General features: G+C 66.1%; 17 protein-coding genes. 7 read left to right on the top strand and 10 right to left on the bottom strand.

The window, feature by feature from the left end:
* The first annotated feature begins 73 nt into the window (after nucleotides 1-73).
* Entirely contained in the window at nucleotides 74-1,387 is a 1,314-nt protein-coding gene (locus tag BST17_RS02060; protein ID WP_083055074.1) for an HNH endonuclease signature motif containing protein, read from the top strand.
* Between the two features lie 20 nt (nucleotides 1,388-1,407).
* Here BST17_RS02060 and BST17_RS02055 read toward each other — a convergent pair whose 3' ends face one another.
* Both BST17_RS02055 and BST17_RS02050 read right to left on the bottom strand, forming a co-directional pair.
* A complete protein-coding gene (locus BST17_RS02055; RefSeq protein ID WP_083055305.1) occupies nucleotides 1,408-2,292 on the bottom strand; it encodes an alpha/beta fold hydrolase in 885 nt (294 codons plus the stop codon).
* Between the two features lie 70 nt (nucleotides 2,293-2,362).
* Nucleotides 2,363-2,734 carry a DUF1330 domain-containing protein gene (locus BST17_RS02050; protein WP_083055071.1) on the bottom strand — a complete coding sequence of 124 codons (372 nt, stop codon included), beginning with the start codon at nucleotides 2,732-2,734 and terminating at the stop codon, nucleotides 2,363-2,365.
* Nucleotides 2,735-2,908: 174 nt separating this feature from the next.
* On the opposite strand from BST17_RS02050, the gene BST17_RS02045 reads away from it, so the two are divergent.
* The gene (locus tag BST17_RS02045) at nucleotides 2,909-3,877 is read left to right on the top strand and encodes an aldo/keto reductase (RefSeq protein WP_083055068.1); all 969 of its coding nucleotides are present in this window, start codon (nucleotides 2,909-2,911) and stop codon (nucleotides 3,875-3,877) included.
* A 10-nt stretch (nucleotides 3,878-3,887) separates the two neighbouring features.
* Here the strand turns inward: BST17_RS02045 and BST17_RS02040 are convergent, their stop codons facing one another.
* From BST17_RS02040 to BST17_RS02030, 4 genes are all read right to left on the bottom strand, one after another.
* The gene (locus BST17_RS02040) at nucleotides 3,888-4,697 is read right to left on the bottom strand and encodes an LLM class F420-dependent oxidoreductase (protein WP_083055065.1); all 810 of its coding nucleotides are present in this window, start codon (nucleotides 4,695-4,697) and stop codon (nucleotides 3,888-3,890) included.
* Between the two features lie 57 nt (nucleotides 4,698-4,754).
* Nucleotides 4,755-6,455, bottom strand: coding sequence for a GMC family oxidoreductase (locus BST17_RS02035; protein ID WP_083055062.1), 1,701 nt, complete (start codon nucleotides 6,453-6,455; stop codon nucleotides 4,755-4,757).
* Nucleotides 6,456-6,536: 81 nt separating this feature from the next.
* Nucleotides 6,537-6,686, bottom strand: a complete 150-nt coding sequence (locus tag BST17_RS29155) for a hypothetical protein (protein WP_165762188.1) — start codon at nucleotides 6,684-6,686, stop codon at nucleotides 6,537-6,539.
* A gap of 99 nt (nucleotides 6,687-6,785) precedes the next feature.
* Nucleotides 6,786-7,733, bottom strand: coding sequence for a helix-turn-helix transcriptional regulator (locus BST17_RS02030; RefSeq protein ID WP_083055059.1), 948 nt, complete (start codon nucleotides 7,731-7,733; stop codon nucleotides 6,786-6,788).
* A gap of 63 nt (nucleotides 7,734-7,796) precedes the next feature.
* Between BST17_RS02030 and BST17_RS02025 the strand changes: the two genes are divergently transcribed.
* Nucleotides 7,797-8,429: a TIGR03086 family metal-binding protein gene (locus BST17_RS02025; RefSeq protein WP_083055056.1), complete on the top strand. Its 633-nt coding sequence runs from the start codon at nucleotides 7,797-7,799 to the stop codon at nucleotides 8,427-8,429.
* A gap of 15 nt (nucleotides 8,430-8,444) precedes the next feature.
* On the opposite strand, the gene BST17_RS02020 is transcribed toward BST17_RS02025, so the two are convergent.
* A complete protein-coding gene (locus BST17_RS02020; RefSeq protein WP_083055053.1) occupies nucleotides 8,445-8,678 on the bottom strand; it encodes a hypothetical protein in 234 nt (77 codons plus the stop codon).
* A gap of 239 nt (nucleotides 8,679-8,917) precedes the next feature.
* Between BST17_RS02020 and BST17_RS02015 the strand changes: the two genes are divergently transcribed.
* Together BST17_RS02015 and BST17_RS02010 are read left to right on the top strand one after the other, a co-directional pair.
* Entirely contained in the window at nucleotides 8,918-9,826 is a 909-nt protein-coding gene (locus BST17_RS02015; RefSeq protein WP_165762187.1) for an alpha/beta fold hydrolase, read from the top strand.
* 168 nt (nucleotides 9,827-9,994) lie between these two features.
* Nucleotides 9,995-10,885: an aldo/keto reductase gene (locus tag BST17_RS02010; protein WP_234807496.1), complete on the top strand. Its 891-nt coding sequence runs from the start codon at nucleotides 9,995-9,997 to the stop codon at nucleotides 10,883-10,885.
* Between the two features lie 23 nt (nucleotides 10,886-10,908).
* On the opposite strand, the gene BST17_RS02005 is transcribed toward BST17_RS02010, so the two are convergent.
* Nucleotides 10,909-11,739, bottom strand: a complete 831-nt coding sequence (locus BST17_RS02005; protein WP_083055045.1) for a helix-turn-helix domain-containing protein — start codon at nucleotides 11,737-11,739, stop codon at nucleotides 10,909-10,911.
* Nucleotides 11,740-11,851: 112 nt separating this feature from the next.
* Here BST17_RS02005 and BST17_RS02000 point away from each other — a divergent pair, with 112 nt between their 5' ends.
* The gene (locus tag BST17_RS02000) at nucleotides 11,852-12,271 is read left to right on the top strand and encodes a hypothetical protein (RefSeq protein ID WP_083055043.1); all 420 of its coding nucleotides are present in this window, start codon (nucleotides 11,852-11,854) and stop codon (nucleotides 12,269-12,271) included.
* 27 nt (nucleotides 12,272-12,298) lie between these two features.
* Here BST17_RS02000 and BST17_RS01995 read toward each other — a convergent pair whose 3' ends face one another.
* On the bottom strand, nucleotides 12,299-13,012 hold the full coding sequence (locus BST17_RS01995; protein WP_083055041.1) for an SDR family NAD(P)-dependent oxidoreductase: 714 nt from the start codon (nucleotides 13,010-13,012) through the stop codon (nucleotides 12,299-12,301).
* Nucleotides 13,013-13,120: 108 nt separating this feature from the next.
* Here BST17_RS01995 and BST17_RS01990 point away from each other — a divergent pair, with 108 nt between their 5' ends.
* A complete protein-coding gene (locus BST17_RS01990) occupies nucleotides 13,121-13,735 on the top strand; it encodes a TetR/AcrR family transcriptional regulator (RefSeq protein WP_083055039.1) in 615 nt (204 codons plus the stop codon).
* 216 nt (nucleotides 13,736-13,951) lie between these two features.
* Here the strand turns inward: BST17_RS01990 and BST17_RS01985 are convergent, their stop codons facing one another.
* Nucleotides 13,952-14,266, bottom strand: coding sequence for a hypothetical protein (locus tag BST17_RS01985; RefSeq protein WP_083055037.1), 315 nt, complete (start codon nucleotides 14,264-14,266; stop codon nucleotides 13,952-13,954).
* Nucleotides 14,267-14,269: the final 3 nt, after the last annotated feature.

Below are 14,269 nucleotides of genomic sequence, written 5' to 3'. Positions count from 1 at the left end.
GTCGTGCATCGCCGTGGTTCTGCGGTGCCGGCGACCGTCGTTACTTGTCGGACCCCCTCTCTAGAATCGTGGTATGCCGCCTCCCACAGATGTTTTCGCCGCTGACGCGGCGGATGCGGTGTCGGACCGGCTGCTGGGGTTGTACGCCGAGGCGGCCGAGGTGATCGGTCAGCGCAACGCCCTCGACGGGCGGCTGGTGGACATTGTCGCCGAGATCGACGGCGGCGAAGGCCCGTCGCTGTGGGGTGACACCGGATGCCGTTCGTCGCCGGAGTTGGTGGCCTGGCGGTTCGGTATGTCACCACGCAATGCTCAGGTGATGGTGGCGATCGCCCAACGCATCGAGGTGTTCCCCCGCCTGGCGGACAGTCTGCGTGCGGGGCAGTTGTCGGTCGATCAGTTCGGGGTGATCGCCGAACATGCCGCCGACGGCTCCGATGACCATTACGCCGAGCTGGCCACCACCGCCACGGTCACCCAGTTGCGCACCGCGGTCAAGCAGGAACCCCGCCCCGATCCCGAACCCGCACCGGAACCCAAGCGGTCATTCAGTCGGATCGAGCAGGACGGGTACACCAGCTACCGGATCCGGTTGCCGAAGTTGGAGGCCGCCAAGTTCGATGCCGCCCTCGACGGGCGCAAGGAGGGGTTGATCGCCCAGTGGCGGCGCGATCGCGACGCCCAAGCCGACCGTGACGCCGCGACCGTGCCGCAGGTGCGTATCGAGGATCAGGTCAGTGTGCCCACCGATCCGGCGCCGCCGTTCCCCGACAATGTGGATGCGTTCATGAGTGTCATCGAGGCCGGCTGGGACGCCGAGGCGGCTGCGCGGCCGCACGGGGCGCACACCACGGTGGTGGTGCATTACGACATCGAGAAGGCCTCGGCGGCCCTGCACCTGGGCCCGGTGCTCAGCGATGCTGATCGTCAGTTCCTGCTGTGCGATGCCACGTGTGAGGTGTGGCTGCAACGCCACGGTGTGCCGATGGGGTCCGGGCGTGCCACCCGCACCATCAGCCGGCGGCTACGGCGGGCGTTGGAGCACCGCGACCCGACCTGTGTGGTGCCCGGCTGCGGGGCGACCCGCGGATTGCATGCCCATCATCTGGTGCATTGGGAGCATGGCGGGCCCACCGAGTTGTGGAATCTGGTGTTGCTGTGCCCGTTTCATCACCGCCTGCATCACAAGGGTGAGATCACCCTGACCGGGCCCGCCGAGGCGCTGACCGTCACCGACTCTCAGGGCCGCACCCTGACCTCGGCGTCGCTGGCACGCCCACCGACCGGACCGCCACCGCATGTCGCACCATGCCGCGGACCGTCGGGGGAGAAAGCCCACTGGTGGTGGTACACACCCTTCGAACCCAAGGCCCCGCCGGCAGCGTGATGGCTCGATGCCGTAAGCCTCTATCGGGAGTGCTGGTCGGCAAAATCCCGGATGCACTGGTTCACATCGTCCGGGAATTCCGCCGGCAGGAAATGTGACGCGGACGGCCACAATCGATGTTGCCATTCCGGTACCACCGAGCCGACACGGCTGACGCCCATCGTGGAGTCGTGAATGGTGTTGCCGGCCAGAAGAACCTGAACCGGTCGCCGCACCGACCGAAGCAGATCGTCGGAAGCAAGGCGAATCGGAGCCGTCCGAGGGCGCGAGAATGCGTCGAAGCCGGCCAGGAAGAGCCGAGTCAGCGTAGCGATGGCGCTGCCGGATTCCGGCTGCCCGGTGATCCATGACGCGGCACGCGCAGCACCGGTGGATCGAGGTCTGGTGAGCAGCACTGCGAGGCCCCGCCAGAAACGCCGATCGAGACGCACCACCGTATGTGCAGGATCGATGAGGGTGAGGGTTCGCACGCGATCGGGAGCCAAGGCCGCAGTATGGGTGGCAAGCCAACCGCCATAGGAATGTCCGACCAGATGTGCATCATCGAGATTGAGGCGCTGCAGCACGGCATCGATGACGGACGTGCAATCGCCGGGCGTTCGCAGAGCTGCGGATTGACTGCTTCTCCCTGGTTGGCCGAGCATGTCCAGTGTGTAGACGGTGAACTCATCGGCCAGGCCGGCCACCTGCTCCCACCACATCGCCGAGGTCAGGAAGAATCCGTGGATCAGCACCACGGACGTGCCTCCTGCCGGTCCGTGCCGGTAGACCCGGACATCACCGAAGTCGGTCGGAACATCGAGTTCGGCATCGGGCAGGGGGCTCAGCGCCCGCGCCTCGTCGTACACGACGTCGTAGCGTTGCCGTCTGCCGGGATTCCTGAATCCGCCGTCGGCCAGACCCATGTCCTTCTCCCTCACACCCGACACCGTGGTCGGCATCAGGTTATGCGCTGACTCGCCGGCGTTGCGGCTGTCAGGCCGAAGCCGGCGTGGTGGCCTGCAGCACGGCTTCGACAAGACTCTCGGCGCGAAGGTGTTCGAAGCGTTGGTAATCCGGGTCCTGGATCATGTCCACGAAGGCCTTACGGGATGGGTAACGAACAAGTGCCACCATGTCCCAGTCCTGCCCCGGCTCCGCAGCCAGCGCGATGCCACCGGCCCCGACGTACAGCACCTCGACCTCGTAACGCGCCTGCACGCCGGTCGAGGAGAACTGGTCGATGTACTCGAGGTACTTCTCGCGCCCGCCGGCGGGCCGGAAGCGCAGCAGATTCAGCATGACCACCGGCCCGTCAGGGTCTTCGGCCAGGTATCGGTCGAGTTCAGCGGTGTTGAGAGCAATCACAAGTCGTGTCCTCTGGTTGGAAGGTGAGCCCGGCCATTGCATGAACGACGGGCCGATACGGCAAACCTAGGCCGACAGTCGGACTCGTTCCTGGGTGTATTGCACCCATTGTGCGCAGGTCGCAATCACTTGACCATCGAAGTGGCAGGGGAGTCCACCGCGAAAGGACCGAATATGAGGAGAAGCACTCTCGGCGGCCTCGACGTGTCAGCTCAAGGCCTGGGCTGCATGGGGATGAGTGAGTACTACGGCGCCACCGACTGGGACACCAGCATCGCGACCATCGGGCACGCCATCGACATCGGACTCACCCTGTTCGATACGGCAGACCAGTACGGCGCCGGCCACAACGAGGTGCTGCTGGGACGCGGCATCGCGGGCAGGCGCGACGCCGTCCAGATCGCCACCAAGTTCGGGATCGACCGCAGCAGTGGCGACGACCGCCGCGTCCACCGAGGTGATCCGCCCTACGTGCGGCGATCCTGCGATGCTTCGTTGTTGCGGTTGGGCGTCGACCATATCGACCTGCTCTATCTGCACCGGCCGCCGCAAAACGCCGAGATCGAGGAGACCGTCGGCGCGATGGCCGAACTGGTGGACGCCGGCAAGGTCCGCTATCTGGGCCTCAGCGAGGTCAGCGCCGACCTGCTACGCCGAGCCCACGCCGTACATCCCATCGCTGCCGTGCAGAGCGAATACTCGCTGTGGACACGAGATGTCGAAGAGGTCACCCCCACCATGGCCGAGTTGGGCATCGGACTGGTGCCCTACGCCCCGCTGGGCCGGGGATTCCTCACCGGAGCGGTGCAGACGGCCACCTTGGACGCCAACGACTTTCGCGTCCGCAATCCGCGGTTCACCGGTGCTGCCGGACAGCAGAACCAGGCAATCGCCGAGACCGTCCGCACCGTCGCCGAAGGGCTCGGTGTCCTACCGGCCCAGGTGGCATTGGCCTGGGTGTATGCCCAGGCACCGCGGCTGGGCGTGTCCGTGGTGCCCATTCCCGGGACGCGTCGCGCCGAACGGCTGGACCAGAACGTTGCCTCCCTCGACGTCGCGCTGGATGCCGATGCGCTGGCGCAGTTACAACCGCTCAGCGACAACGTGGCCGGTGGGCGCTACGGAAATCAGGGGGTGCGCTGAGCCCGCGCGCTCACCCGTTGTCCCGCCAGGCCAGTACCTGCTTGAGCGGGCCCAGGTCGTATCCGTCGTCGGCGGTGAGTTCGGTCTGGAACAGCGTGACGCCGGCCGCACGGTAGGCATCCGCGCTCTCGGGGCTCTGCCACAGTGTGGAGCGTTCGATGTCGGCGCCGTTGCGCCCGAACGTTTCTGCCAGTTCATCGACACGATCGCTGGACCGGCGGAAGGCATCGATTTCCTGGAACGCATGCCAGATGTCGGCGTGTCTGGCGACGGCGGGCAGCGAGCGCTTGGGGCCGGTACCGCCGATGAGGATAGGCAACTTGCGCACCGGCGGCGGGATCAACGCGGCGAGTCGGTGCTCGATCCGGATCAGGCTCTCGTCGAACAGATCGAAGCGTGAACCGAAGGTGCCGAAATCGTAACCGTAAGTGGTGTAATCCTTTTCGTACCATCCTGCACCGAGACCGAGAATCAGCCGGCCCCCGCTGATGTGGTCGACCGTCCGAGCCATATCGGCCAGTAGGTCCGGGTTGCGGTATCCGACGCCGGTGACCAGGAGTCCGATCTCGGCGTGCGAGGTGATCTCACCCCACGAGGCGAGAGCGGTCCACCCCTCGAAGTTGGTGACATCGGGTTGTTCGTCGAACATGACCGGCTTGCCGTCCACGATGGCCTTCATGGCCGGACGATGAAAATGGTCGTAGCCGAAGATCACATCGACGCCGAGGTCATCGGCGCCCAGAACGGCATCGCGCCAGGTGCGGTAGTCAGGTGCTCCACCGGGTTGGATCTGCACGGCGACGCGGACGGGACGGGTCATGGGTGCTCCTGAGTCGGGAAAGTGACGACCTTTGAGCCAAGTTCCTCGCGTCCGGGTTTATTCCGTGCCGGGTCGGCGCAGGATTGCGCGCGCCGCGCGCTCGGCGATCAGCATCACCGGCGCATTGGTGTTCCCGGAGGTGATGGTGGGCATGGCCGACGCATCGATCACCCGCAGACCCGCGACGCGGTGCACCCGGCAATCGGTGTCCAGCACCGTTGATGTGGACCGTGGCCTGCCCTGGCTGTCGAAAGCGCCCATCGCGCAGGTGCCCACCGGATGGAAGATGGTGGTCCCGAGTTCCCGGGCCGCCTGGGCAAGGTCGTCATCGCTGACCAGTTGCGGCCCGGGAAGCAACTCGTCGGGCTGGTAACGGGCCAGCGCGGGCGCCGCCATGATCCGGCGCGTCATCCGCAGTCCCCGGACCGCGACGTCGCGATCGGCGTCGGTGGAAAGGTAGTTGCAGGTGATCTTCGGATAGGTCAGCGGGTCCGCGTCGGCCAACCGCACATGACCGCGTGAGGTGGGACGCAGATTGCACACCGAGGGCGTGATCGCGCCGAAGCGGTGCAGCGGCTCGCCGAACTTGGCCAAGGACAACGGCTGCACATGCCATTCCAGGTCGGGACTGGCCAGCGTGGGGTCACTCTTGGCGAAGGCGCCGAGCGTGGAGGGCGGCATCGTCAGGGGGCCCGACCGCATCGCCGCGTACTGCAGACCCATCCCGGCCCGGGTGATCCAGTTGCGATACAGGGTGTTGACGGTACGGGCGCCGCGGATGCGATAGACCGTGCGCAATTGCAGGTGGTCTTGCAGGTTTTCGCCGACCCCGGGCAGATCGACGGCCACCGGGACGCCATGCTGGTTCAACAGGCCGGCCGGGCCCAACCCGGAGGCCTGCATGAGATGCGGCGATCCGATGGCTCCGGCGCTCAGGATCACCTCCCGGCGGGCCCGCACGTCGATGGTGTGGCCGTCCTTGAGCAACCGGACGCCGGTGGCACGATGCACAGCCGTCGTCCACGCACCCTGCCGGTGATCGTCGCGCACCTGGTCGTCCATCAGCAGCCGCAATGCCTGGGTCTGGGTGTAGACCGTCAGATTGGATCGGTGCGCGATGGGGTGCAGGAACGCGTCGGCCATCGACCAGCGGCGGCCGCGGCGTTGGTTGACGTGGAAGTACGCGCTGCCGGCGTTGCTTCCCCGGTTGAACTCCTCGATGGGGGAGATGCCGACCTGCTCGGCGGCGGACTGCCAGGCATCCAGGATCTTCCAGCGCACCCGCGGCTTCTCGACGCGGATCTCCCCATCCGCCCCGTGCCATTCGTCGGCCCCGCCGAAGTAGGCTTCCAGATCCTTGAAGATGGACAGCGTTTCGCCTGGACCGTCGGCGCCGCCCCAGAGCCATCGGTCGTCACCGGTGGCTTGTGCCCACAATTCGTAATCGGAGGCCTGCCCGCGCATATGGATCATCGCGTTGATCGACGAGCAGCCACCGATCACGCGCCCACGTGCGTACAGGATGCTGCGATCGGCGAGGCCGGGGTCGGGTTCGGTGGTGAAGCACCAGTCGGTGCGGGGGTTGGCAATGGTGTACAGATAGCCGACCGGCACCTTGATCCAGAACCAGTTGTCCTTGCCGCCGGCTTCGATCAGCAGCACGCGGTGCGCAGGGTTGGCGCTGAGCCGGTTGGCAAGCAAGCAGCCCGCACTGCCTGCGCCCACGATGACGTAGTCGAAATCGGCAACGGGGTTCATCTTCCTCCATGACGTCGGCGCGGCACCCGTCCACGGAGGTTAGACGGCCCGTCGCGTCATATCGGGGATTTCACGCCGCGCTCAGTCGGCTTCGTTGGCGTCACCGGGGTGGGGGACATTGTCGTCGTCGACGTAGGGCGCATGCTCGGTGTCGGCCTGGTCGTGATCGCGCGGGCCCTCGTTGGGTCCCTGGGACTCGACTGCATCGGCGGCGTCACTGGGCATGGTCATGTTGGCGCTCTTTTCTTCCATCGGGGGCTCGGCGCCCCGGGCTCGTCGATCTGCGGGTGCCCCGTTTTCTCCCGGTTCAATCCGGGCCGAGCGTGGGCTTCACCCGTACCGTGCGACCAACGCAACGCCGATCGCGGCGAGGTGGTCACGCACGCCTTGTGGTTCGGTGACGTCGAGCCACGCTGTGAGCCAGGCGAGTTCACCCGCGAGGGCGTACTCGTCGCGGCCGCGGATGACGACCTCGATGTGGCCGTCCGGCGTGGAGCCGCCCACTTCGAGGCGCCGGCCCACCACCTTCCGCAGCAGTGCGAATCCGTCCGGGGCGCACACCGCCCGGACCGCGAGGGGAGTGCGCCTGCGATCAACGTCATCGGCGATCTCGCGCCAGCTGTCGGCAAGGTCGAATGACGGTGGGCGTTCGACAGGATCGTCGGTCAACTCGATCGAGCAGACGCGATCGATCCGGAAGGTCCGCCGACCCATCTCGGTCTCGCACATCAGGTAGCACGTCGGCCCCTTGGTCACGATGCCCAACGGATGCACGGTCCGCTCGGTCTGTGAGCCCGCTCGATCGACATAGCCGAGACGCACCTGGACGCCTCGGATCACCGCCCTCTGCAAGCCGTCGAGAAACCGGGGTGTTTGCGGTTCGGGCCGGCTGGATCCCCAGTCGCGTGGGTCGACGACGACCGATGTCGCGGCCGCCACGGCCTCGTCACGGAAGGGTTCGGGCAGCGCGCGGATGAGCTTGCGCAGAGCGGCTTTCACACTCGGGGTCGCCACCGACGCGGGTCCGGCGACCAGGAACAGCGCGCGTGCCTCGTCGGCGGTCAGCCCGGACAGGTCGGTGCGAGCGCCGCCCAACAGCCGCCACCCGCCTCCTCGGCCGGGGATGGCATAAACGGGCAGCCCGGCGCCGCTCAACGCGTCGAGATCCCGGCGGGCAGTGCGCTCGGACACCTCCAACTCCCGGGCGACCTCCGCCGCGGTGACCTGCTCACGCTGCTGCAGCAGAAGGAGGGTGGCTACCAGCCGGTCGGCCCGCATGAACCAAAACTCTCACATAAAACCGGTCAAGAGGTGACCGGTTCAGGCCGCCACAATGGCGCCATGTTGACACCGATCAGCCCAGATCCCCGGCCGACCCTGCACCGTGCCATCACCACCGGCGGCGTCGTCATCGCCGGTGTCCGGGTGGACCAGCTCGATGACCCCACACCGTGCGCGGGCATGGACGTGCGGGCACTCGTGGGACACCTCGTCGGCGTGCTCGGCAGAATCGCCGCGCTCGGCGATGGGTCAGATCCCTTCGCGGTCAGGGAAACCCCGTTGTCCGACAATTGCTGGCCCGAGGCCTGGGCAGAGTTCGGGAGACAGGCGGTGGATGCCTGGAGCGACGACGCAGTTCTCCAACGACCGATGGCACTGCCCTGGATCGAAGGCAGTGGCGCCGAGGTGCTGACGTCCTATTCCTCCGAGCTGACAGTCCACACCTGGGATCTGGCAACGGCGACCGGTCAGCAACCCGACTGGGATGACACCGTCGTCGCGGCGGCTTTCGACGGAGCACGCCTGATACTGCCGGCCGAGAACCGTCGGGCGCTCTTCGAGGCGATCTCGGCTGCCAGGGGCTTCGACGAGGTTGCGGTCCCGTTCGCCGACGCTGTCTCGGTGCCGGACGATGCTCCCGCCATCGACCGCCTGGTCGCCTGGACCGGGCGGGATCCGCGCGGCCGGTTCTGAACCGGGGTGGTGGGACTACAGCAGGCCCAGTGGCCGGCAGACGTTGGACAAGGCGTTCCAGTACTGACCGGGCGCACAGGCTTCCGCAGGACGCGGTGTCTGACACGTGTTGGTGATCGGATCCCAGAACTGGCCGTTGACGCAATTCAGTGGCTCCGCCGAACTCATCCCCGCGCCGAACAGCGACATGGCGGCGATGGGAGCGGCGGCGAGAACGGCGAACGCCGTGCGGGTCGAGTACTTTTTCATACCCCGATCTTGCACCTGGTGAAAGCAGGCCGCCATCAGAATTCTTCGACGAATCGTCACAGTGAACGGCGGGTCCGCATCTCCCGGCCGGATTGAAACCGCGGTGCGTGCCGTTGAAAACGGTGGATGGCCCTACCGGTGATCTGTTGCGGCCGGGGGGCCGGCTTGTTCCCCCCGACGGCGTGGACGCGGGGATGACACTGGCCGTCAACAGGTACGCGCATACAGAGAGACGGAACATGACGGCAGCGCACGATGTCCATGTCCACCACGGCCGGGCCTGGGCGGACCCGGATGAAACCGTTCGTATCGGGTACACGGTGGTCACCCCGTCTGATTGCAGCAAGACCGTCGTGCTTCTGCACGGCGCCCCGCAGACACGCTACGAGTGGCGCAAGGTCATGATGCCGCTCGCCGCCGCCGGATACCGGGTGATCATGCCCGACTACCGCGGCGCCGGCGCGTCCGACAAACCTCGTGACGGGTACGACAAGTGGACCATGGCCGGTGATGTCCACAGGCTGGTCCGCGACACCCTCAAGGTGGCGGAGCCCATCTCCCTCGTCGGACATGATCTCGGGTCGATGCTGGCGCTGAGTTTCGCGCTGCGGTACCGCGATGAGGTCGTGAGTGCGACCTTCATGGAAGCTCCGTTGCCGGGCACCGCCTACTACGACTGGCGCGTGGCTCAGAAGTCGGCGTGGCAGTTCGCCTTTCACGCCAACCCGGATGTCGCCGTGTATCTCACGCACGGACGTGAACGGTGGTACGTCAACCGTTTCTTCGATGACCTGACCTACCAACCGGATGCGATTTCCGGCGACGACCTCGACGTCTACGCCCGCGCGTACGAAGCTCCCGGAGCGATGCGCGCCATGTGTGAGCTCTACCGGGAACTCGACCGCGACGCCGAAGTCAATCGCAGCGAGCTGCGCCAACACGGCAAGCTCACCATCCCGGTGCTGGCATCGGGAGGAGCGTCCAATCCTCTCGCACGGCATTTCCGCGCGATGTGCGAAGAGGTCGCTCATAGCGTGACGGATCGGCTCGTCCCGGACTGCGGCCACTGGGTAGCCGAGGAGCAGCCCGACTACTTCATCGAGATGTTCTGCGAGTTCGATGCGGTCGCTCGAGGCGGCACGGTGTAACGCTTTGTGCACCAGATTGATTCCGCCAGATGCCCCGAACCAGGGGGGTGTATCGCGTCCCCCTAGGTCCGCCGACCTGTGCCTAAGGTCAGTGCAGTGAGGTTCCTCGGGCCGGCATCAGGGCGCGAGAGCCAGATTGCAAACGCAGAAACTGGAGGTAGTTGCATGATGAGCACCAATCCGAAGACGATTACGATCGCCGGTAAGACGGTGTCGCGCTTGGGTTTCGGTTCGATGAGATTCACGGGCCGCGGGATCTGGGGTGAGCCCCAGGATCGGCAGGAGTGCATTGCCGTGGCTCGTCGGGCGGTCGAACTCGGCGTGCAGTTCATCGACACAGCCGACTCCTACGGTCCGCATGTCGCCGAACAGATCTTGTATGAGGCGCTGCATCCGTACCCCGACGACGTGATCATCGCGACAAAGGCCGGCCTGACCCGTAACGGACCCGACGTCATCGACACTGACTCCGGGCCGACACGCCTGGGCCCCGCGGCGTGGCCGCCGGTCGGACGGCCCGAATATCTGCGCCAGCAGGTGCTGATGAGCATGCGCCGGTTGGGCGTCGACCAGATCGATCTGCTGCAGCTTCACCGGGTGGATCCGAAAGTGCCGCTCGCAGAACAGATCGGGGAACTCAAAGCGCTGCAGGACGAGGGCAAGATCCGCGACATCGGCATGTCTCAGTGCACCGTGGCGCAGCTGGACGAAGCACGGCAGATTGCCGATATCGTCAGTGTCCAAAGCCGGTTCAACGTCATCGACCGGAGTGCGAGCGACATGCTGGACGTGTGTGAGCGCGATGGGCTTGCATTCATTCCGTGGGCGCCGGTGGCACAGGGCGGGCTGCCGGAGGCCCACGAAGCGCTCGCTGCGGTCGCCCGCGCGCATGAGTGCAGTGTGGGGCAGGTGGCGATCGCCTGGCTGTTGCAGGTTTCACCGGTGATGCTTCCCATCCCCGGCACGTCGCAACGCACGCATCTGGAGGAGAATGTGGCTGCCGCCGACGTGCAGCTGACCCCGGAACAGCTGGCGCAGCTCACTGCGGCTGTCGGCTGACCGAGCATGGCGGCCCACGCGGGTCAGGCCAACGTGGAAGCCGTGGTCAGCGATTCCAGCAGCATGACGGCGTCGGGGGACGGCCCGTTCTCAGGCGGACAGTAGACAAACAGCCGCTGGTCGGGCGCTCCGGCGACCTCGAGCGCCTCGAAGTGCAGATGGAGCTCGCCGACTTGTGGATGACGGAACACCTTGTCCTCGCTGGCGCGCGGGCGCACGTGGTGGGTCGCCCATAGTTCGGCGAATACGGAACTGCGCGGCGAGATCTCATCGACCACCTCGGCGACGCGATCGTCATTCGGGAATCGGGTCAGGCCGGAACGAAGGTTGCCGACGACCTGAGTGGCCACCTGGTGCCACTGGGGATAGAACTCTGTGGCAGCAGGGTCGAGGAACACCATGCGGGCAAGGTTGGCGGTGTCGCCGAAGCCGCTGTACATCGCGCGACCGGCCGCGTTGATCGCGAGGATGTTGAGGCCCACATCGACGACGATTGCCGGCACGCGCAAACCGGCGTCCAGGAGGAGTTGGATCCCCGCGGAGACGGAGGATGCGCGCGTGGGCACGGCCTGGGGGACAGGGTGCACCAGCGAGATGAGATAGGCCGTCGCGTGCGCATCGAGTTGCAGCGCACGCGCGAGCGCGCGCAGGACCTGTAGCGAGGGTCGGCGTTCCCGGCCTTGTTCCAGCCGCCGGTAATAGTCGGTGCTCAGTCCGGCAAGTAGTGCCAGCTCTTCGCGGCGAAGGCCCTGAACCCGCCGGCCGGCGCCGGGCACGAGGCCGGCGTCTTGTGGCGTCACAGCTTCGCGCCTCGCCCGCAGGAACGAGGAGAGCTCCGCCGATCGATCTGCCATGGCCCTATGCATAACCGACATCCCCGGAGCTGGCAAGACGGCGAACTACCGGCGCCGATCGGTTTTGCCAAGTTGGGATCGGTATCCGGTGTGGCGGTGTTCACTCGACGGTATGAAGAACATGATCATCGGCGCGATCGCGACGGGCTGCGCCGCCGTGAGCGTCGGTCTGGCTGCACCCGCCAACGCGGATCTCGCTCCGGGGGACTACCACCACCGCAGTGTCATGGCCAACGGTGTCGTCACCGAAAGCCTGATCCGGGTGACGAGTTGTGGCCCCGGTTGCATCTCGCTGTTCAACCTCACGTCGAACAACGACCAGGGTCAGGCGCACATCCAGGGCAACCACTATGTGCTCGACCAATTCGTCCCCGGTGGCGCGTTCTGCCCGGATGGGCGTCCGGTGGATGTGATCGCCCGGTCCACCTTCAACCTGGACGGTTCCAACGGGCTCTATACGCTCAACGGTCCCAATCCCTGTGGCACCAGCGGCCCGGTGGGCGAGACGAGGTTCACGTTCACCCCCGCGTGAGTCCAAGAATGATGTCGTAGCTGTGTACTAGAGAGCGAAGGCCTGTGGCGGCCCGGCGAGGCTGGCCTTGGCCTGCAACCCGATGGCATCGGCGATCTCGATGTCGCCCGCCTCCAGTCCGTCGAGGGCCAGCGCGACCAGGTCGGCCGGCTCGGTGACCGCGCCGTCGGGAAATTCGATCCCGGCCGCGCGGGCGAAGTCGAACAGGGTCTCGGTGCCGATCAGGCCGGGCATGAGACCGACGACTTGTGTTCCCTGATCAGCCAATTCGAGACGCACACCGTTGGTGAGCCCCCACTCGGCAGACTTGGCCGCCGCATAGGCGGTGTTGCCCTCCACCGTGAGCCACGCGGCCGCCGACAGCACATTGACGATGGCACCGCCGCCGTTACGCGCCAGAATCGGCGCGAATGCCCGGATGACATTCAACGTGCCGAAATAGTTCGACTCCATCACCCGGCGGATCGCTTCGAGGTCGCCGGTGACCAGGCTGCCCCCTGCGGTGTCGGCGGCGTTGTTGATCACAAGGTCCACATCCCCGGCGGTGTCGGCGGCTGCTCGCACGGAATCCGGGTCGGTGATGTCCAGCTCGAGCACCTCGGCCCCGGGGATATCGACGAGCTGTGGCCGACGTGCCGTCGCGTACACCTTGGCACCGCGACGCAGGAGTTCGGTCGCGAACGAGGTGCCGATGCCACGATTGGATCCGGTGACCAACGCCGTGGCGCCTGCCAGTTCCATCTGTCCTCCAACGTATTTCAGTGAGTCACTCAAGGTGACCGGTTGGTCACCTTCGCTGACCACTGTAGGTCTAACATGACCGGTCGGTCAACTTGGTAGCATGCGGGCATGACGACACCTGCGCGCGCCCTGCGTTCCGACGCCGCGCGCAACCGCGCGTCGCTGCTGGCCGCGGCCGAGGAAGTATTCGCCGAGCGCGGCGCCGAGGCCTCGGTGGCGGATATCGCCCGTCGCGCAGGAGTGGCAAAAGGCACGGTGTTTCGGCACTTCGCCACGAAAGAAGACCTGATGGTCGCGCTCGTCTGTGAGCACATGGTCATCCTCACCGATGCCGCAGCGCGGTTGGCGGAGGCAGATGACCCTGGGGCAGCGCTGTTGGAGTTCCTCACCGTCGCTGCCGATCAACGACGCCAGCATGATCTGACCTACCTGCAGACGGCCAGTGCCAGCGACGCCAGGGTGATAGCCATCCGTGACGATGTGCTCGCCGGCGTCGGGACGCTTGTCGACAACGCCCGTGCCGCGGGCGCGATTCGGCCCGACGTCACCGCAACCGATGTCTTCTTGCTGATGTGCGCGCCGGTACACGTGGCGGAGGGAATGCCCGATCCGCCGCCGGAATTGTGGCGTCGGTATCTGGCGATCATCTTCGACGGGCTGCGACCGGAGGGGGCGAGTCCGTTGCCGCAGCCCGAACCTCGGTTGGTCGACCGCGCTGACTAGGGGATCGCCGTGCGCCAGCGCCGTTCTACGCTACTGGTAACGCTGCATATTCGATTACTGCATATTCCTCCGTCTGCGATGGCGAGGGTCGCAATCGATGAGGAATCGCTACGCCCCCGAATCGATGCCTGTGTCAATGCAGACCCGCAGATCAGGGAGGGCCCTCAAAGTTAGGTGTACCGCGGCCAATCGCCGTCGTGATGGCGACGCAGCTAGTCAGGTGTTGAAAAGCTCCGCCAGGTCAAGGATCAGATCGTCGATCGCCTTGCTGTGCTCGGCGGCAGATGTTGTGATCATCTGGCCGTGACCGTGGTGCGTGTTCGCTATGGCCTGCAGTCCTTCCGGCTCGTCCCTTCGCGCGGCTCGGCGGGCTTGCGCGACCTCCGGCTCGCTCGCTGTCATTGCCGCTTTGGAGGCATCGGCTGCCGCCGCGACGTGCTCACGGGCAGATTCCAGGGCCTGACGCAACAACTCGTGCGACTGGTAACCGATCCGCGGATCCTCTGGCTTCTCGGGCGTTTTCGCCGACATGGT

It is taken from the genome of Mycolicibacterium bacteremicum (genome assembly GCF_002086115.1).
Lineage (GTDB): Bacteria > Actinomycetota > Actinomycetes > Mycobacteriales > Mycobacteriaceae > Mycobacterium > Mycobacterium bacteremicum.
The sequence above is the reverse complement of the archived record's forward strand: the minus strand, read 5'-3'. Positions and strand labels throughout refer to the sequence as shown.